This window comes from Pseudomonas brassicacearum, assembly GCF_009601685.2.
Taxonomy (GTDB): Bacteria; Pseudomonadota; Gammaproteobacteria; order Pseudomonadales; family Pseudomonadaceae; genus Aquipseudomonas; species Aquipseudomonas kilonensis_B.
Map to the genome: position 1 here is coordinate 4,910,508 of NZ_CP045701.2, position 18,541 is coordinate 4,929,048.

Genomic DNA, 18,541 nt, shown 5'->3' on the forward strand with positions numbered 1-18,541 from the left:
TGATCTTGATCTTGATCTTTCGCTTGAGATTCAACTGTCTGGGGAAAGATCGCAGCCTCGCTTCGCTCGGCAGCTCCTACAGGCGCAGCGGGAGCTAGTTCCCTCGCCACGAAAAGCGGTTTGGTGGTGCAGTAGGGGTCCGTTTCGATCATTCCCACGCTCCTGCGTGGGAGTGTCGCCAAAGGGACGCTCCGCGTTCCGCTTCTGGATGTGACGCAGAACGTTGCGGGATTCATTCCCATGCAGGGCGTGCGAACGTCAATTCTCGGCTTGATATCTCATTAAAGAAGCCAGTAGGACCCGCATAAATTGGCGCTGATCATTAACAACGTCGTCAAAATACGTATCCAAATTCAAGAAAACTCTATCAAAGCTATCACCATTCTCTAGGAAGTAGCTGAGAGTATTAATCAATAAAACTTGCTCTTTTTGGCTATGAAATAAAAACTCCGGACGAATCAACAAATCAAATAGTTGACCCAATTCTTCATCATCATTTACATTTTTTGAAGTTATTACTTCCTCACGCGCCACGTCATGAGTATTTTCAATACTGAAAACAAACAATAACCCCCAGACATCATGCATATCATATGTATTTTTCATGCACCTGATCCTGTATAGGCTGTTTTAGGTCGGCCACTTCCATCAAGAATGACAATCGCCTTCGTACTTTGACCATACTCTAAACTTCCTCGCTTATAACCTTCACCAATTACACGCCCCATTTCAATTGGCTTCTTAGACGCCACAATGCCTGCTCGCCTGAAAATCAACTGAGCACGATGAATAGCATTGAGTTGGTCGCGATGACTAAAAAAACGAGTTGCGGCAGACGGAATGGCAGGTTGGCCTGCATTACTTCCGCTTCCATAAACATCGATTTCCCCAGTGCCCGGGTTTCGGCCTGTCATAACGCGTTCTAGCTGAGCATCCGCCGTAGTTTGAGCACCATGTTTCTGTAAGAAATGCGCGCCCTCAATTGATCGCTCCATCTCATCCAACCGCCGATAGGCATTCGCTTCCGCCAACTCATCAATCCGCGCCCGCCGCTGCTCTGCCGTCATCGGCAGCGCCGGCTCACCCTCATCCACTCCAAGCTTAGCCGTCGAATCTTGCTTACCGGCGGCAGGCTTTTTACACCCGTCGCTTCCCGGACAATCGTCCAACCCCAACGGATCCACCCACCCCGTCGGGTTCAGGGTGTACCTATACCCATTGAGCCCTCCCGCCAGTTTGCTCGGGTCAGGCGTCAAATAGCGGCCGGTCTCGGGATTGTAGTAGCGGTGGCGGTTGTAGTGCAGGCCGCTTTCGGGGTCGAAGTATTGGCCCTGGAAACGCAAGGGTTGTTCAAGCTGTTCGCCGCCGCCGTGCTGGAGTTCGGTGAGTTTGCCGTAGCCGTTGTAGCGCGCCGACCAGACGACCTGGCCGCGGTAGCTGGTCAGTTCCTGGGGCGTGCCCAGGTGGTCGAGGTGGTAGTAGAACGGCGTGGCTTTTTCCGGGCCTTCGCCGTCGAGCATCGCCAGCGGGCGGAAGGTGCCCGGTTCGTAGACGTAGCTGCGGTGGTGGCGTGGGCTGTTTTCGGCGACGACCTGGTCGCCCTGCCAGAAAAATTCCGTGGTCAGGCCGTCTACGGTCTTGCTGATGCGTCGGCCAAAGGCGTCGTAGCGGTAGGAGGTTTCGCGGCCATCGGCCGTGGTGACGCCGATCAGGCGGTGCTGGCTGTCGTAGCGGTAGGTGCTGACCAGGGCCTGGCCGCGGCGTTCGCGGGTGAGGTTGCCGAAGGCGTCGTAGTCGTAGTGGCGGTCGCCCTCCTTCAGCAGGCGGTTGCCCTTGAGGGTGGTCGGGCCGGGGCGGTCCTGCATCATCAGGTTGCCGGCCGGGTCGTGGCAGAAGTGTTCCGGCGGTTCGCTGTGGGAAAAGTCGATGCGGGTCAGGCGATCCAGCGGGTCGTACTGGTAGCTGCGGCGGTTTCGGTTGTCGGAAAGGGTCTGAAGATTGCCCTTGGCGCTGTAGGCATAATCGCGCCAGAACAGTTGCTGCTGTCGGCTCTGCCACACGGTCTGGGCCTTGAGGCGGCCCTGTTCGTCATAGTCGTAGTCACTGAGCAGCCGGCCCTGCTGGCGTTGCCGTTCGCGACCGCCGACGAACCGGTGTTCGGTCAGGCGCGAGCCGTTGAGGTCGATGGCGGTCAGCGCGCCGCCCGGGGCGTGGTGGTAGTCGAGCTGGCTGTCGTCCGGCAGGCGCAAGTGGTTGAGGCGCCCGCAGGCGTCGTAGCGATAACGCAGGGTGCCCCAACCCTGGTGTTCGCAGACCAGCCGGTCCTGGGCGTCGTACTCGAAGGCCAGCGGATGATCGCTGCCGTCGTTGACGTGGACCAATCGGCCCAGTTCGTCGTAGCGGTATTCGATGGCCTGGCCGTCGGGCAAGGTCTTGACCCGCAGCCGCCCGGCCGCGTCACGCTGGTACTGGGTAACCCGTTGCGAACCGTCCTCGCCGTGCTCGGTTTTTTCCAACAGGTGGCCGTTGAGGTCGTAGGCGTAGGCGGTGCGTTGGCCGTCGAAGCCGACCTGCTGTCGGATCAAGCCGTTGGGCGTGTAGTCCAGCTGATATTTTTCGCCGGATTCGTTTTCGATTTCGGTCAGCAACAGCCGAGCCGAGTCGTAGCGGTACTTCAGTTCGCTGCCGTCGGGGTTCAGGCGGCGGCTGACCAGGTGCAGGTCGTCGGCGTATTCGTAGCGGGTGACCCGCCCCTGCTCATCGCACTCGGCGGTGACCTTGCCGTAGGCGTTGTAGCGCCAGGTCCGGGTGGCACCGTTGGGCAAGGTGACTTGCAGCAGCCGGCCGACAGCGTCCCATTGGTAGTGCGTGAGCGCACCGTGTTCGTCCTCACGGCTGAGTAAACGCCCCAGGGCATCGTAGGAAAAACACCGGCGACTGCCGTCGGGCAGGATCTCTTCGGTCAGTTGGCCCAGGCGACTCCAGGTGAACCGATGTTCGCCACCGTCCGAGTCATACGTCGCCAGCAGTTGTCCGTGGGGGGCGTAGGCATATTCCGTGCGCTGGCCGTCCGGGCCAATGAGGACGATCACATCGCCGCGGGCATTGCGCCGGTAGGTCCACACGGCCTTGCCGCGTGAACGGGTGTGCAGGAAACCGTTGCGGTATTCGTAGGACGTCGGCGCCTCGTCCGGTGGAATCAACGCCACCAACCGTCCGACCTCGTCGTAGCGGTATTCGGTCACGGCGCCCAGCGGGTCCTGCTCGGCGATCAGCCGACCTTGTTCGTCGTAGGCCTTGAGGTGCTCGCCGCCGTCGGGTTCGACCTGGCGCACCAGCCGCGCCCGCTCGTCGTGGACGTACACTTCCTGGCTGCCATCGATATTCTGGACAGTGACGCTGCCGTCCTCTCCCCAGGTGTAGCGGCTGTCCATCTGCGCGAACGAAGCCCAGTGCCGCACACAGCGGACCGCCGGGCCGACGCCTTGCCATTCCCAATAAAAACTCGCGCCACCGGCCAGTTGTCGCTGGAGGATGACGTGCTGGTCGTCGTAGTCGTAGCGTTCGCTTTCACCGGCGGCGTTGGTCGCTTCGATCAGTCGGAAACGTCCGTCGTAGCGGTAGGACACCAGCGTCTGTTCGGTCCGCCAGGCTTCGTCTGGCAGCAGTTCAGGGTGAAAGCTCTGGTAGTCGATGGCGACCAGGTGGCGATGCTCGTAACGCAGGCGCAGGCTGCGCCGGGCGCCGTTGTCCAGGCGGCTGATATCGCCGTAGATGTTGCGCTGGATGGTCAAGCGGTTGTCATACCGATCGCTCAGGGCAATCAGATGGCCGTCACGAAAGTGCAGGAATGCTGCGCCGTCACCGGGTTGAGCGACGATCAGTTCGTCCGCCTCGGTCCCCAGGTAGATCGCCGCGCGGGCCAGGCTGTTGTGGATCGCCGGACGTTGCAGGCTGGGGCGGGGAAAGGTGGTGCGGCGGTTTTCCTGGTCGATCCAGATGACCGCCTCGCCTTCGATCAAAAGGCGATGGGCCAGGGCATGGCTCCAGCCGCGCCCGAGGCCGATGTCCAGGTCGGCGGCGCTGGTGCGGTACAAACGGGTGAAGACGAACGGCAAGCGGCCATCGAGGGTGCCGTCGTCGAGGGTCAGCAGTTCTTCGCCGGTGACCATCGACACCGGGCAGCCGTGGGTGCGGGTCTGGGCCGCGGTGTCGGCGCTGTCGCCGCTGGGGTTTTTCGATTGGTTGGAGGCGTCGTCGTGATGTTCGTGTTTTTTCAGCGTGGTGTTGCGCTGCGCATCCCAGCGCAGTTGCATCCGACCTTTCTTGATCCCCGCCGCAATGCCGCGTGCCGCCACGCTCTTGTAGCGGTCCACGTAGTTCATGAAGCCGTTGACCACCGCGAAGATCGCACGGATGAAACGCTGCAGGACACCGAGCAGGCGTAGGCCAACATTCCCCAGGCGCATCGCCAGATAAGCGATACCGGCACCCGCCCCGATGAAGGTCAGGACGACACCGATCAACAGATCGATCAACAGCTGCACCGCCATTCTCGACAAGGCTTCGGCCGTTTCGCCGGCAACCTCACTGGGCGGCAGCATGTCCAGCCAGAGACTGGCGGTGCGTACCAACAGGCACAGCGCCGCTTCGTCGCTGGCCAGCAGTTGCAGCTTGGCCATCACCAGCGGCGTTTTTTTCGCCAGGTCCTCCAGCTGCTTGGCGCTTTCGCCCAACCGATCAGCAAACTGACCGGGATCCTTGAGAATGTCCGAGATCAAGCTGATGCTGTCCCACACACTTTCAATCGCCGCCCAACTGCCGGCGAGCAACCCGTTGCCCACCGCCGCCGCCGACGTTGCCAAGGACTGCTGCGCCCATAGCGGCTTGAAACCCTGCCACTCACCGCGCAACCAGTCCGTCAGATCACGGGTCAAGCCGTCGTATGAAGAAAACAGATGCTCAATCTGCCGGGGAGAAACCTCGCCCTGAACGTGAACCCGATAGGATTTGCCCGCCTCCCCCGTGAAGGTCCCCAGGCCCTGGGCATCCAGGGTGACCGGCGTGACCTCGCCGCTGTCCACATCCACCACATCCACCACGATGTCGCCCAGCGGGATGTCGTACACCGACTCGAACTTGCTCTCGATCGTCATCGGCCCGCCCTTGGGGCACTGGACGACCGTGGAGAGGAAGTCATCGTCACCGGTGCTGACAGCGGTGGTGCTGTCACCAAAGCGGATCACCCGCTCCATGCCCATCAGCGACGGCAGGTCCGCCGCATGACTGGCACGGTCCGCCGCTCTGCCGTACCAGCGCTCGAGCTGCTCGCGGTAGATCGACAGGGTGTCTTTGAAGCTGTCGAGTTCCTGCTCGATATGGCTCACCTGATCCATCAGGACAGGGCTCGCTCAAGGGCCGGCAGGAAAAAACGGTCGAACATGGGCAGACGTCTCGCAGCGCTCAGGGAGCGCGAGACTTTGCCAGGGGGGACTGGGGAATTAAGTCAGGGGAAAGAGATAGAGCGCGTAGGGCGATTCGCTAAATCGTCTGGTCTGCATAACGAATCGCCTGCGGATAATCCTAGAGATCGCGAACTTCAAGTGATTTGAGCTTGATTTCGGCCAGCGGGTGCCCGGCTTTCGCCGCCAAGGCCCACCAACGTGCCGCGTCAACCGGGTCCGGCGCCTTGCTGGCCGTGCCTGCCAGGCTGATCACACCAACCTGGTAGGCAGACTTGCCATCACCGGCCAATGCCGCCAGCCGTAGCAGGCGAATCCCTTCTTCACGGGCACCCAGCCCTTGGCCGCGAAACGTGAGAATGTGCCCATAGAAGCTTTGCGCACCGACGTCACCCAGGTTCGCCATGCGGGAGAATTGGCCCTCGAGCCAGGCCCAGCCACGCGGCTGGCGAACGAACCAGGACCAATGAAACAACCGACGCGCCAGCCAGTAACTGGCCCGCGCCTTGAGTCGCCAGAGCATTCAGGCCTCCGCCGATTCGGGGTACTCGTATTCGAATACCCGAACCACTTCTGAAGCGTGCCAGGAAGCGGCGGCCACGCCATCGGAAGGCCCGGAAAAACGACCCAGGCGTTCAACGCACTCGAAGAACCCCGTGCGCGGCAACCGACTGGCGCCCTGGCTGATCACCAATGAACTGCGCAACGGCTGTTCCGCCCGGGCGTCCAGCGCCGCCAGGTGTTCAAGGGCCGCGGTCAAGGTCAGCATGGCCGGGCTGGGCAGTTGCAGACGCTCCAGCAAGGCGCGGTAGGTCAATAAGTGGCGCTGGCGACGCGCCTGGTCCAACTCACCCAACAACCCATCCCAATGCTGCCGACTGATGCGTACGCTCACGATTCTTCCCTCCAACCCGGCACCGTCAACTCCCAGGCCAGACTGCGCCGAATCGCGGCATCGGGCTGACGCTCGCCGCTCTCGATCAAGGCCAGATAAGACGGGCTGATACCTACCGTGCGGGCCAGCGCCTCGATGGCGATGCCCTTCCCTTCGCGCAAACTGCGTAATTGATCCAGGCCAGGGAGAACCTGGCCCGGTGCCGCCGCGTGACGGACTGTCGCTTCGCGCGGCGGTGCTTGATCGATGCCTGCTGCCTTCAACAACGACTGGTACTGATCCCACGGCAAAACCGCATATTCGGGCTCTCCGTCACGTGTGATTATTTGAATATCCATGTCTACCCCGTAGGACAACAACACTTAGCGAGTCAGCCTTTTTTCTTGGAAGTGTAATCCTAATACCGGCTAAGGTCGCGGGGCGATGAATTCTCAGGGGTAAGTGCTACCGAATCAGGTTTCTTTCTGGCCTTGAAGTTGGAGTTGTTCCGGGGTATCGGGAAGCCTTTCGACCCGGGCCAACTTCTCGGGCGATTGCCGATAACGCCAGGCGCGGAAAGCCTCGAGTTCCACGTCGAGGGTTTTCATGACCCAGGCCAGCACGGCGATATCATCGAACATGCCAAACATTGGCAAGATGTCCGGGATCGCATCCAGGGGGCTGAGGAAATACATGAGTCCTGCCACCACCGACAGCATCGACTTGGCACTGACAGCGCGGTATTCGCCTCGCCAGTAGGCCAGGCACAAGGCCTGCAACAGACGCAGGTCCTCCTTGAGCTTGCCCAGCCGTCCACCCTCACGGGCACTTTTGCTCGCGACGGCGAACAGCAACGTCGGCAATCGACCGCGGGCCAGCAAGCGGCCTGCCAAGGGCAGAAATCGCGCAAAATTCCACGGGGCCTTCATTTTTTCTCCCACTGAAATGTTATCCACACAAATTGTGGATAACCTTGTGAACAGAGCTGCATTTCACCGCTGAAGCCCCCGTTTCATAAGGGCTCGGCTTAGATCGGGCGTTTTTTACTCACATAAAAAAACCCAATATTTCATTGACTTGACCGGCTGACTGCGTCTAGCACAGCGACTGTATTGCCTATGACTATACCCTGCATCCCGCGTTCGGTTTTTTTGCCATATTGCCGCAGCCCAGATGCAACAACGCCCCGCATAAGCGAGGCGTTGTCGTTCTAGCAGACGCGATTACTTGGCTGCGTCTTCTTTTGCCGGATCCTTGATCGCCAGCAGTTCCAGGTCGAACACCAGGACCGAATTGGCCGGGATGGCCGGGCTCGGGCTCTGGGCGCCGTAGGCCAGGTCGCTCGGGATGTACAACTTGTACTTCTCGCCAACGTGCATCAGTTGCAGGCCTTCGACCCAACCCGGGATCACGCCGCTGACCGGCAGGTCGATCGGGCTGCCACGTTCAACGGAACTGTCGAACACGGTGCCGTTGGTCAGTTTGCCGGTGTAGTGAACAGTCACTACGTCGGTTGGCTTAGGTTGTGGACCATCGGCTTTCTTGACCACTTCGTACTGCAGGCCCGAAGCGGTGGTGGTGACACCGGCTTTCTTGCCGTTTTCTTCGAGGAATTTCTTGCCGGCGGCTGCCGACTCTTCGCTCATCTTGGCCATGCGCTCTTCGGCACGCTTTTGCAGCGCGGCAAAGGCTTCGACCAGTTCTTCGTCTTTCAGCTTCTGTTCTTTCTTGCCGACGGCATCTTCGATGCCCTGGGCGACCGCTTTGGAGTCCAGGTCATCCATGCCTTCCTGAGCCAGGCTCTTGCCCATGTTCAGGCCAATACCGTAGGAAGCTTTCTGCGCCGGGGTCTTCAGCTCTACGCTGGTCTGCGAGTCGCAACCCGCGAGTACCAGGCCAACCAGGGCCACCGCCGCCGCCAACCGATGCTGTTTCATGCTATTTCCTTGTTCATGCGCCTAAAGGGCAATCGAATAAAGCCGCGAGCTTATCAGGCGGCCACGACCAATGGCTACCGGCATGTGAGCCACAAAGTGGCGATAAGTTCAGGTCCGCAAACGCTTTTTAAGCCTGTACCAATGAAGCATCTGTCATCTGTTACGCATAGGGACAAATTGCCGCTCCTCCACAGGCCAGGGGTAATGGCCACTTGCCCGTCGCGCAACACTGAGGCATAAGGGCTTATCAAAAAAACAAGGACGTTACCGTGCGCCTTCTCTCTCGCATTCTCTTGCTGCTCCTCGCGCTGCTGATCGTCGTCGTGGCCGTGGTGCTTTATTACGTTGCCAATCCTCGCTTGCCGTTCTACACGCCCGTCGAACAGGTGCATTACCTTGATCAATGGAGCGCTGCCGAGCGCAAGACGTATTACTTCACGCCACAGGGCACCCAGGTCAAAGGCCTGCGCTATGACTGGTTCACCGCCCTCGAATTGCCGTTTTCGCAACAACGCTTCGCTTCGCCTGAATATCTGGCGCGCTTTGGTTTCCTGGTCGATCCGGCGCAGAAAGCCTCGCCAGACAACCCAGGCAACTTGCCGGTAGGGTTTGCGCGGCACCAGAACCCGGGCAGCACCGACCAATTCCTGGATATCACCTGCGCGGCGTGCCATACCGGCGAATTGCGCTTCAAGGGCCAGGCGATACGGATCGATGGTGGTTCGGCTCAGCACGTGCTGCCTTCCAGTGTTCCTACATTACGCGGTGGCAGTTTCGGACAGGCATTGGTCGCCAGTCTGGCGTCTACCTACTACAATCCTTGGAAATTCGAGCGCTTCGCCCGCCAAGTATTGGGCAAGGACTACGACGCCCGCCACGAGGAATTGCGCAAGGCGTTCAAGGTTTCCCTGGACACGTTCCTGCGGGTGGCCTGGAACGACACCCATCGCGGCCTCTACCCCACCGAAGAAGGCCCTGGCCGTACCGACGCCTTCGGCCGCATCGCCAATGCCAGCTTTGGCGACGCCATTTCAACCAAGAACTACCGGGTGGCCAACGCACCGGTGGATTACCCGCAACTGTGGGACATATGGACGTTCGACTGGGTGCAATGGAACGGATCGGCCCAGCAACCGATGGCCCGCAACGTCGGTGAGGCGCTGGGGGTCGGCGCCACGCTGAATTTCTTCGACGCCCAGGGCAAACCGCTGCAGGGCGATGCGCGATACCCCTCCAGCGTGCGTGTGCGCGACTTGAACAAGATCGAAGAAACACTGCAACTGCTCAAGCCGCCTGAGTGGCCTGAAGCGCTGCTGGGCTCAATCGACAAGCCGCTGGCGGCCAAGGGTCGGGCCCTGTTCACCGAAAACTGTGCCGGCTGCCATGTACCCAAGGTGGTCCAAGGACCCGACAGGCCGGTCCAGCAATTGCACATGCTCCCCGTGCAGGTGATCGGCACCGACCCGGGCACCGCCAATAACATCGCCGACCACCGCTTCGACCTGACCAGCCTGCAGTGGGATCCGGCCGAGCTGGCGAAGCTGGAAGTGCAACTGCACCCAACCCCGACGGAACCGCTGGACCTGAGCCAACTCTCGGTCGCCAAAGGCCTGGCCTACGTCACGGCATTCGTCGAGAACCGCGCTTACCGCGACGCCGGCGTCACCCCCGCCGAGCGCCCGGCCCTGGATGGTTTCGGCCTGCCCATCGGCGTACGTGAATTGCGCGCCTACAAGGCCCGGCCGCTGGCCGGCGTCTGGGCCACGCCACCGTTCCTGCACAACGGCTCGGTGCCGACGATCTATCAACTGCTGTCACCCCAGGACGAGCGCGCGACCACGTTCTATAAAGGCAACTTCGAATACGACCCGCGCCACCTGGGCTATCGCACCGAAGCCTTTACCAACGGTTTTCTCTTCGATACCCGCATTACCGGCAACCACAACAGCGGTCACGAATTCCGCGCGGGCGAGCGAGGTAACGGCGTCATTGGCCGCTTGCTGCAACCGCAGGAACGCTGGGCCTTGCTGGAATATTTAAAGGTGCTGGGCGGGCCACTGGAGTCGCAACTGTAATGATGAACCCCACAGGTAAAAGGAAGTTTCAATGTTGATCACGCTCTGGCTGCGCCTCGGCGCCTTTTTGGGCAAGACGCTCCTGTGGCTGCTGGGCATCGGGCTGCTCGGCTGGGCACTGTCCACGGCCTGGTTTGCCTGGCAACACAAGGGACCGGTGCCGGACAAGGAGCAGGTCGCGCCCGGTGAAGCCGCCATGACCCAGGACATCATCCAGACTGCTATTCGCATCGTCGACCAGCACCGCGAGGGCACGCGCTATCTGCGCGACGCCCACGCCAAGGCCCACGGCTGTGTCATGGCCGAAGTCCAGGTGCCGAACGACCTGCCGACACCGTTGCGCCAAGGGGTATTCGCCGAGCCGGGGAAGGTCTGGCAGGCGACGATCCGCCTGTCCAACGGCAACGCCTATCCGCAGTTCGACAGCCTGCGCGATGCACGGGGAATGGCGATCAAGCTGATGAACGTACCGGGCAAGCAATTGCTCGCTGACCGGCAATCACAGGGTGAGCAGGATTTCGTGATGTTCAACCATCCGAACTTCTTTGTCAGTGATGTCGCCGAGTACCGTCAGAATGTGGCCGCCCAGGCCGATGGGAAGAAGGCGATGGCGTTCTTTCCGAGCGTGGATCCGCGCACCTGGCAGATCCGTCATCTGTTCATCGCCCTGGCGACCCTCTCACCGCCACCGGCCAGTCCGACCCAGACCACGTATTTTTCGGTATCGCCCTACAAGTTCGGTGACGCCAACGCCAAGTTTCGCGTCGCGCCGGACCCGGACAGTTGCCCGAGCTACACCCTGCCTCCCCAGAACCAGGACCTGCCGAATTTCTTGCGTAGCGCGTTGAATCAGCAGTTATCCACCGACCGGGTGCCGGCATGTTTTGTCTTGCAGATTCAGCGTCAGGATCCGAGCAAGTACATGCCCATTGAAGACACCAGTATTGAATGGCAGGAAAGTGATGCGCCGTTCGAGACCGTGGCGCGGATCAAGGTTCCGGCTCAGGATTTTGATACGCCCAAGTTGAATCTGGCTTGTGATAATCAGTCGTTCAATCCCTGGTTTGGTATTGAGGCGCATCGGCCTATTGGTGGGATCAATCGATTGCGTAAGGCGGTGTATGAGGCGGTCAGCGATTATCGTCATAGTCGGAATGCTGAGCAGTAGACGATGGGTTTTGGGGGTATATCCGTTTCTTCGGTAACGGATATACACAAAAAAAGAACCAAAAAAAAACGACGCTCTTCCCTGGTAAAGGAAAAGCGTCGTTTCTAGTAGCCACCTGGCGTTCAGCATTCCAGATAACCGAATATGGCGCAGCGGACGGGACTCGAACCCGCGACCCCCGGCGTGACAGGCCGGTATTCTAACCGACTGAACTACCGCTGCGCGTAACACTGAAAGTTTGGTGGGTGATGACGGGATCGAACCGCCGACATTCTGCTTGTAAGGCAGACGCTCTCCCAGCTGAGCTAATCACCCTTCACTTCCGATGCGGGGCGCATTCTCTCACAATTTTTTGTAACGTGCTGATTTAATTAGCAAATTCATCAAAAAACATGAGCAACGCACACCACGGGAACTTCAAACAGCAAAAAGCCCGCGTTAGCGGGCTTCATGTGGTGACCTGGCGTTCAGTGTTCCAGGTTACCGAATATGGCGCAGCGGACGGGACTCGAACCCGCGACCCCCGGCGTGACAGGCCGGTATTCTAACCGACTGAACTACCGCTGCGCGTAACACGTTGAACGAATGGTGGGTGATGACGGGATCGAACCGCCGACATTCTGCTTGTAAGGCAGACGCTCTCCCAGCTGAGCTAATCACCCTTCGCTTTCGGTGTGGCGCGCATTCTACGGAGCACTCTTTAAGCTGGCAAGCACTTTTTAAATTAATTTTTTCAGGCCTTCCAAAGGCTTAGCGAAGGGTTGGCCTATGGCGCCGCGAAGAGAATAATGCCCCCCTTTGTATAAAGGAGAGACTCACCCCATGTGGTTCAAAAACCTGCTTATCTATCGCCTGACCCAAGATCTGCCTTTTGATGCCGAGGCGTTGGAAACTGCACTGGCCAGCAAACTGGCGCGTCCATGTGCAAGCCAGGAGTTGACCACTTACGGTTTCGTCGCGCCGTTTGGCAAAGGCGAGGATGCACCACTGGTGCACGTCAGCCAGGACTTCCTGCTGATCGCCGCGCGCAAGGAAGAACGCATCTTGCCGGGCAGCGTCGTGCGCGATGCCCTGAAGGAAAAGGTCGAAGAGATCGAAGCCGAGCAAATGCGCAAGGTCTATAAAAAGGAACGGGACCAACTCAAGGATGAAATCATCCAGGCGTTCCTGCCCCGTGCGTTCATTCGTCGCTCGTCCACCTTCGCCGCCATCGCGCCGAAACAGGGCCTGATCCTGGTGAACTCGGCCAGCCCGAAACGCGCCGAAGACCTGCTGTCTACCCTGCGCGAAGTCATCGGCTCCCTGCCGGTACGCCCGCTGACGGTCAAGATGGCTCCGACCGCCACCATGACCGACTGGGTCAAGACCCAGAAAGCCGCGGACGATTTCTTCGTGCTCGATGAATGCGAACTGCGCGACACTCACGAAGACGGCGGCATCGTGCGCTGCAAGCGCCAGGACCTGACCAGCGACGAAATCCAGCTGCACCTGAACACCGGCAAGGTGGTAACGCAACTGTCGCTGGCCTGGCAGGACAAGCTGTCCTTCGTGCTCGACGACAAGATGGTGGTCAAGCGCCTGAAGTTCGAAGACCTGCTGCAGGACCAGGCAGAACAGGACGGTGGCGACGAAGCCCTCGGCCAACTGGACGCCAGCTTCACGCTGATGATGTTGACGTTCGGCGAGTTCCTGCCGGCGCTGGTTGAAGCGTTGGGTGGGGAAGAGATTCCGCAGGGGATCTAAACCCCGCCCCGCTGTGGGAGCGGGCTTGCTCGTGAAGACTGACTGACATTCAACGATGATGTTGAATGACACTCCGCTATCGCGAGCGAGCTCGCTCCCACATTAGTATTCGGTGTTCTTAATAATAAGGATCAGGTCATGCGCGCATTGGCTGCATTAAGTCGCTTTGTCGGCAACACCTTCGCTTACTGGGTACTGATTTTCGCGGTCCTGGCCTTCCTGCAACCGCAGTGGTTCGTCGACCTGAAAGTCGCCATCGTGCCGCTGCTGGGCCTGGTGATGTTCGGCATGGGCCTGGCACTCAAGCTGGAAGACTTCGCCGAAGTGGCCCGTCATCCAGGACGTGTAGCCTTGGGGGTGATTGCCCAATTCGTGATCATGCCCGCCACGGCGTGGCTGCTTTGCCAAGCGTTCAGCCTGCCGCCGGAGATCGCCGTCGGGGTGATCCTGGTGGGTTGCTGCCCGAGCGGCACGTCGTCCAATGTCATGACCTGGCTGGCTCGCGGTGACCTGGCCCTGGCCGTGGCGATTTCCGCCATCACCACCCTGCTCGCCCCTCTGCTGACCCCGGCGCTGATCTGGCTGCTGGCCTCGGCCTGGTTGCCGGTGTCGTTCTCGGCGCTGTTCTGGTCGATCCTGCAAATTGTCCTGTTGCCGATCGCACTGGGTATCGTTGCCCAACGCCTGTTGGGTGCCAGGGTGCGTCATGCCGTAGAAGTGCTGCCGCTGATATCGGTAGTGAGCATCGTGATCATCGTCGCGGCGGTAGTGGCAGCCAGTCAGGCGAAGATCGCCGAATCCGGCCTGCTGATCATGGCCATCGTGATGCTGCACAACAGCTTCGGTTATCTGCTGGGGTACTACACCGGGCGCTTGTTCGGCTTGCCGCTGGCCCAGCGCAAAACCCTGTCGCTGGAAGTGGGCATGCAGAACTCCGGCCTGGGTGCAGCGTTGGCGAGTGCACACTTTTCGCCACTGGCGGCAGTACCCAGCGCGCTGTTCAGCGTCTGGCACAACATTTCCGGGGCCCTGCTCTCGACTTACTTGCGGCGCATGAGCGAGAAACTGGACCGTGAGCTACAGGCCCGTCAAGCGGCGGACTGAAGGGTGATCTTGACCGAGTCGTCAGCATTGGGCACTCTTGCGCCCAATGTGGGGACGACCCCGCAACGCTAGAGCGATCGTTATCCGGGGACGACCCCATCCATCGATGAGGTGTGTGATGTCCTGGATCATTCTTTTTTTTGCCGGCCTGTTCGAAGTCGGCTGGGCTGTCGGCCTGAAATACACCGACGGCTTCAGCCGCCCTCTCCCCACTGCACTGACGATCGCCGCCATGGCAATCAGCCTCGGCCTGCTCGGCCTTGCAATGAAGGAACTGCCGCTGGGTACAGCCTATGCGATCTGGACCGGGGTCGGTGCCGTGGGCACGGTGATCGCCGGGATCATTTTGTTTGGTGAGTCGATGGCACTGGTTCGCCTGGCCAGCGTGGCATTGATCGTTGCTGGGTTGATCGGGCTCAAGGTCAGCGCCTGAATTCTCCTGCAAGAGCCAAACCTATGGGGGCAAGGTCTGTGGGATTTAAGCCTGTGGGGAGCAAGGTCTGTGGGATTAAACCTGTGGGAGCAAAGCTTGCTCGCGATGGCGTCCTTGCGATCGCTATCGCGGGCAAGCCTTGCTCCCACAGACCTTGCTCCCCACAGGCTTTAAACCCATTGGGCTTGCTCCCAAAAGCTTTTTGCTTCCACAGTTTTTGTTCTAGCGGACAGTCCCACGCAATTGCCCCACCAACGCCTGCAACTTCGCCGGCTCAGCCACTTCCACCGCGACCGCCGAACCCGCCACCAGCGTCACCCGCGACCAGAACCGGCGAAACAGCCCTTTGGCCGGGTCGCGGCTGAAAAAACTGCCCCACAAGCCCTGCAACGCCAGGGGAATCACCGGCACCGGTGTCTCCTGGAGGATGCGTGTCAGTCCGCTCTTGAACTCATTGATCTCACCGTCACCGGTCAGTTTTCCTTCAGGGAAGATGCACACCAACTCACCGTCCTTCAGGTATTGGGCGATTCGCTTGAAGGCATTTTCGTAGATGTGAATGTCTTCCTGGCGCCCGGCGATCGGGATCGTCCCGGCGGTGCGGAAGATGAAATTCAGCACCGGCAGGTTGTATATCTTGTAGTACATCACGAAGCGAATCGGCCGACGCACCGCGCCGCCAATCAGCAAGGCATCGACGAAGGAGACGTGGTTGCAGACCAACAACGCAGCGCCTTCGTCCGGGATCGCCTCCAGGTTGCGGTGCTCTACGCGGTACATGGAATGGCTCAGCAGCCAGATCATGAAACGCATGCTGAACTCGGGGACGATCTTGAAGATGTAGGCGTTGACGCCGATGTTGAGCAACGACACCACCAGGAACAACTGCGGGATCGACAGCTTGACCAGGCTCAGCAAGACAATGGAGACGATGGCCGAGACCACCATGAACAACGCGTTGAGAATATTGTTGGCGGCAATCACCCGCGCCCGTTCGTTCTCTACAGTGCGCGACTGGATCAGCGCGTACAGCGGCACGATATAGAAACCACCGAAGACGCCCAGGCCCAGGATGTCGATCAGCACCAGCCAGGCGTGGCCGAAGCCGAGCACTTCAAGCCAACCGTGGCCATCGATGCTGTCGGGGACCCCGCCGGAATGCCACCACAACAGCAGGCCGAACACCGTCAGCCCGAACGAACCGAACGGCACCAGGCCAATCTCGACTTTACGCCCGGAAAGCTTTTCGCAGAGCATCGAACCCAAGGCGATCCCCACCGAGAATACCGTCAGGATCAAGGTCACCACGGTTTCGTCACCGTGCATCCACTCCTTGGCATAGGCGGGGATCTGCGTCAGGTAGATCGCACCGACGAACCAGAACCAGGAGTTGCCGACAATCGAACGGGACACTGCCGGGGTTTGCCCCAGCCCCAGTTTCAGGGTGGCCCAGGATTGGCTGAAGATGTTCCAGTTCAAGCGCATTTGCGGCGAAGCTGCGGCCGCGCGCGGAATGCTGCGGCTGGCCAGGTAACCGAGCACGGCAACGCCGATGATCGCGGTGGACACCACGGGTGCGTACTGCGCCGAGGACATCATGATCCCGGCACCAATGGTTCCGGCCAGGATCGCCAGGAAGGTGCCCATCTCCACCAGCCCATTGCCGCCGACCAACTCCTCCTCGCGCAAGGCCTGCGGCAGGATCGAATACTTCACCGGGCCGAACAACGCCGAATGCGTGCCCATGGCGAACAGCGCTACCAGCATCAGTGATAAGTGATCAAACAGAAACCCTACTGCGCCGACCGCCATGATGGCGATTTCGCCGAGCTTGATCAGACGAATCAACGCGTCCTTGGCGAATTTTTCCCCGAACTGCCCTGCCAGCGCCGAGAACAGAAAGAACGGCAAGATAAACAGCAGCGCGCAGAGGTTGACCCAGATCGAGCGATCGCCCTCGATGGTCAATTTGTAGAGGATGGCGAGGATCAGCGACTGCTTGAAAATGTTGTCGTTGAACGCGCCCAAGGACTGCGTGATGAAGAACGGCAGGAAACGCCGCGTGCGAAGCAAACTGAACTGCGAAGGGTGACTCATCTTCCATGTTCCTGAGTGGCGTGGACGCTTATTGAAATGAACGTTTTTCGATCCAGGCCACACATTACCTGTCTTTAGCGATTATTTCGCCAGCCCTGCAATACATGGCGACACAAACAACTCACCGTGCCAGGCGCCCAGTACCGTACGCCGCCCGACGATCAGCCACATCACCACCAGCATCGCCACCAGCACAGCCCCGAACGCGCTGAAAAAAGCCAAGCCCAGCAGATCCGCAAGCTTCAACGTGGTCAACGCGTACACGCCCAGGGGAAAGGTAAAGCCCCACCAGCCAAGGTTGAAGGGGATGCCTGCGCGCAGGTAGCGCGCGGTGATCAGCAGTGCCATCAACATCCACCACAGCCCCAAGCCCCACAGCGTGATACCGGCGACCAGGCCCAACCCGGCGGCGATTTCGCCCACGCCGGGCAGGCCATTGGCGGCAAAAATCAGCGGGGCATCGTTGCCCAGCAGCAACATGCCCAGGGCCCCGGTGCCGATCGGGCCGAGAGCCAGCCAACTCGAGGCGGCCATGTTTTCGTGAGGCAGTTTGTGCAGCGCCATGCGCAACAGCAAAATCGTCAGGATGCTGAACGCCACCGGCAGGGAAAAGGCCCAGAGCACGTAGCTGGTCACCAGCATGACCAGTTGCCCATGAGCGTCGGCCAGATGAGGCGCCAACAGTCCGCCACTGGCCGCCGCGACTTCGGCGGCCACCACCGGCAAGAGCCACACGGCGGTCATTTGATCGATGCGGTGTTCCTGGCGGGTGAACATCAAGAATGGGATCAGCACACCACAGGCCAGCGACAGGGCTACATCGATCCACCATAACGCCTCGGCCACTGCCACCACACCGCTCCCCCAGCGCGGCAGCCCAAATACCAAAAAGCCGTTGATGATGGTCGCCAGCCCCATGGGAATAGTGCCGAAAAACATCGAGACCGTTGAATGGCCGAAAATCCGACGCGCTTCATCGAAGAACAGCACCCAACGGGCCGTGTACATGAGGGCGAACACCACGAACAACAACATGTTGAACATCCACAAGCTTTCACCCAAAGGGCGCAGGCCCGGCACATTCCCAGGCCATTGCGCCAAGGCCAGCGCCAGCACACCGGTGCCCATGACCACGGCAAACCAGTTAGGCGTGAATTGGCGAATGGCCTCCAGCGGCCTGGGCAAATGGCTCAATGGACGCAAACGGTTTTTTGCAGCGCAGCATGTCATGGCGAACTCCTGTCCCCGGATGAGGTGGAGCCATGCTAGAGCCGAATCGAATATCTATATAACGGGTAATTTCTCTATATGTTATAGATTTTGCAGATAACCATCAGACACTGCCTTCGGTCTCGATCACCAGGATCCTCGCTTCGCCCAAGGGCTTGGCCACATGCTCGGTGCCCACCGAGGCGTAGAAAATATCCCCAACCTGCAGCAAAGTCTCCTTTTCGACACCCTCTTCCCGATAGCACATCCGCACTTGTCCATCGAGCACCACGAAGACTTCCTGGCCGTCATTGATGTGCCATTTGTACGGCTGGTCGGTCCAGTGCAGGCGCGTGGTGATGCCGTTCATGTTGGCGATATCCAGCGCCGCCCAGGCACGGTCCCCGGTGAAGGATTTGCTGCGAATGATTTTCAAGAG

Annotated in this window: 15 protein-coding genes and 4 tRNA genes; 5 read left to right on the forward strand and 14 right to left on the reverse strand. The window is 59.8% G+C overall.

Annotation, left to right across the window (positions count from 1 at the left end):
• Nucleotides 1–258: 258 nt before the first annotated feature.
• The 7 genes from GFU70_RS21095 to GFU70_RS21125 all read right to left on the reverse strand — a co-directional run bounded on the left by GFU70_RS21095 (nucleotide 259) and on the right by GFU70_RS21125 (nucleotide 8,273).
• Entirely contained in the window at nucleotides 259–606 is a 348-nt protein-coding gene (locus GFU70_RS21095; RefSeq protein ID WP_153388775.1) for a hypothetical protein, read from the reverse strand.
• A complete protein-coding gene (locus GFU70_RS21100) occupies nucleotides 603–5,396 on the reverse strand; it encodes an RHS repeat-associated core domain-containing protein (protein ID WP_153388776.1) in 4,794 nt (1,597 codons plus the stop codon). Before GFU70_RS21100 ends, GFU70_RS21095 begins: the two co-directional genes overlap by 4 nt.
• A gap of 187 nt (nucleotides 5,397–5,583) precedes the next feature.
• On the reverse strand, nucleotides 5,584–5,985 hold the full coding sequence (locus tag GFU70_RS21105) for a sel1 repeat family protein (protein WP_058544019.1): 402 nt from the start codon (nucleotides 5,983–5,985) through the stop codon (nucleotides 5,584–5,586).
• Entirely contained in the window at nucleotides 5,986–6,357 is a 372-nt protein-coding gene (locus GFU70_RS21110; protein ID WP_058544018.1) for a hypothetical protein, read from the reverse strand. It lies immediately after the preceding gene.
• Nucleotides 6,354–6,695, reverse strand: coding sequence for a helix-turn-helix domain-containing protein (locus tag GFU70_RS21115; protein WP_003204574.1), 342 nt, complete (start codon nucleotides 6,693–6,695; stop codon nucleotides 6,354–6,356). Before GFU70_RS21115 ends, GFU70_RS21110 begins: the two co-directional genes overlap by 4 nt.
• Nucleotides 6,696–6,809: 114 nt before the next feature.
• Complete coding sequence (locus tag GFU70_RS21120; RefSeq protein ID WP_058544017.1) at nucleotides 6,810–7,265, reverse strand: YkvA family protein; 456 nt, start codon at nucleotides 7,263–7,265, stop codon at nucleotides 6,810–6,812.
• Nucleotides 7,266–7,559: 294 nt separating this feature from the next.
• Nucleotides 7,560–8,273, reverse strand: coding sequence for an FKBP-type peptidyl-prolyl cis-trans isomerase (locus GFU70_RS21125; protein WP_003204577.1), 714 nt, complete (start codon nucleotides 8,271–8,273; stop codon nucleotides 7,560–7,562).
• Nucleotides 8,274–8,542: 269 nt separating this feature from the next.
• Between GFU70_RS21125 and GFU70_RS21130 the strand changes: the two genes are divergently transcribed.
• Together GFU70_RS21130 and GFU70_RS21135 are read left to right on the forward strand one after the other, a co-directional pair.
• On the forward strand, nucleotides 8,543–10,348 hold the full coding sequence (locus tag GFU70_RS21130) for a di-heme-cytochrome C peroxidase (RefSeq protein ID WP_116641509.1): 1,806 nt from the start codon (nucleotides 8,543–8,545) through the stop codon (nucleotides 10,346–10,348).
• 31 nt (nucleotides 10,349–10,379) lie between these two features.
• Nucleotides 10,380–11,516 carry a catalase family protein gene (locus GFU70_RS21135; RefSeq protein WP_058544015.1) on the forward strand — a complete coding sequence of 379 codons (1,137 nt, stop codon included), beginning with the start codon at nucleotides 10,380–10,382 and terminating at the stop codon, nucleotides 11,514–11,516.
• A 145-nt stretch (nucleotides 11,517–11,661) separates the two neighbouring features.
• Here GFU70_RS21135 and GFU70_RS21140 read toward each other — a convergent pair.
• From GFU70_RS21140 to GFU70_RS21155, 4 genes are all read right to left on the reverse strand, one after another.
• A tRNA-Asp gene (locus GFU70_RS21140) sits at nucleotides 11,662–11,738 on the reverse strand.
• 17 nt (nucleotides 11,739–11,755) lie between these two features.
• Nucleotides 11,756–11,831: transfer RNA gene (locus GFU70_RS21145), tRNA-Val, on the reverse strand.
• Nucleotides 11,832–12,006: 175 nt separating this feature from the next.
• Nucleotides 12,007–12,083 (reverse strand) — tRNA-Asp (locus tag GFU70_RS21150).
• Nucleotides 12,084–12,102: 19 nt separating this feature from the next.
• Nucleotides 12,103–12,178, reverse strand: a tRNA-Val gene (locus tag GFU70_RS21155).
• A 160-nt stretch (nucleotides 12,179–12,338) separates the two neighbouring features.
• Between GFU70_RS21155 and rdgC the strand changes: the two genes are divergently transcribed.
• The 3 genes from rdgC (at nucleotide 12,339) to sugE (ending at nucleotide 14,796) form a co-directional block, all read left to right on the forward strand.
• On the forward strand, nucleotides 12,339–13,259 hold the full coding sequence (rdgC, locus tag GFU70_RS21160) for a recombination-associated protein RdgC (protein ID WP_014339706.1): 921 nt from the start codon (nucleotides 12,339–12,341) through the stop codon (nucleotides 13,257–13,259).
• A gap of 138 nt (nucleotides 13,260–13,397) precedes the next feature.
• Entirely contained in the window at nucleotides 13,398–14,363 is a 966-nt protein-coding gene (locus GFU70_RS21165; protein ID WP_058544014.1) for a bile acid:sodium symporter family protein, read from the forward strand.
• A 118-nt stretch (nucleotides 14,364–14,481) separates the two neighbouring features.
• Nucleotides 14,482–14,796, forward strand: a complete 315-nt coding sequence (gene sugE / locus GFU70_RS21170) for a quaternary ammonium compound efflux SMR transporter SugE (RefSeq protein WP_003204587.1) — start codon at nucleotides 14,482–14,484, stop codon at nucleotides 14,794–14,796.
• A gap of 222 nt (nucleotides 14,797–15,018) precedes the next feature.
• Here the strand turns inward: sugE and GFU70_RS21175 are convergent, their stop codons facing one another.
• The 3 genes from GFU70_RS21175 to GFU70_RS21185 form a co-directional block, all read right to left on the reverse strand.
• On the reverse strand, nucleotides 15,019–16,893 hold the full coding sequence (locus GFU70_RS21175; RefSeq protein ID WP_153388777.1) for an MFS transporter: 1,875 nt from the start codon (nucleotides 16,891–16,893) through the stop codon (nucleotides 15,019–15,021).
• An 81-nt stretch (nucleotides 16,894–16,974) separates the two neighbouring features.
• Complete coding sequence (locus GFU70_RS21180) at nucleotides 16,975–18,123, reverse strand: TDT family transporter (RefSeq protein WP_153388778.1); 1,149 nt, start codon at nucleotides 18,121–18,123, stop codon at nucleotides 16,975–16,977.
• A 103-nt stretch (nucleotides 18,124–18,226) separates the two neighbouring features.
• Nucleotides 18,227–18,538, reverse strand: coding sequence for a cupin domain-containing protein (locus GFU70_RS21185; protein ID WP_058544011.1), 312 nt, complete (start codon nucleotides 18,536–18,538; stop codon nucleotides 18,227–18,229).
• Nucleotides 18,539–18,541: the final 3 nt, after the last annotated feature.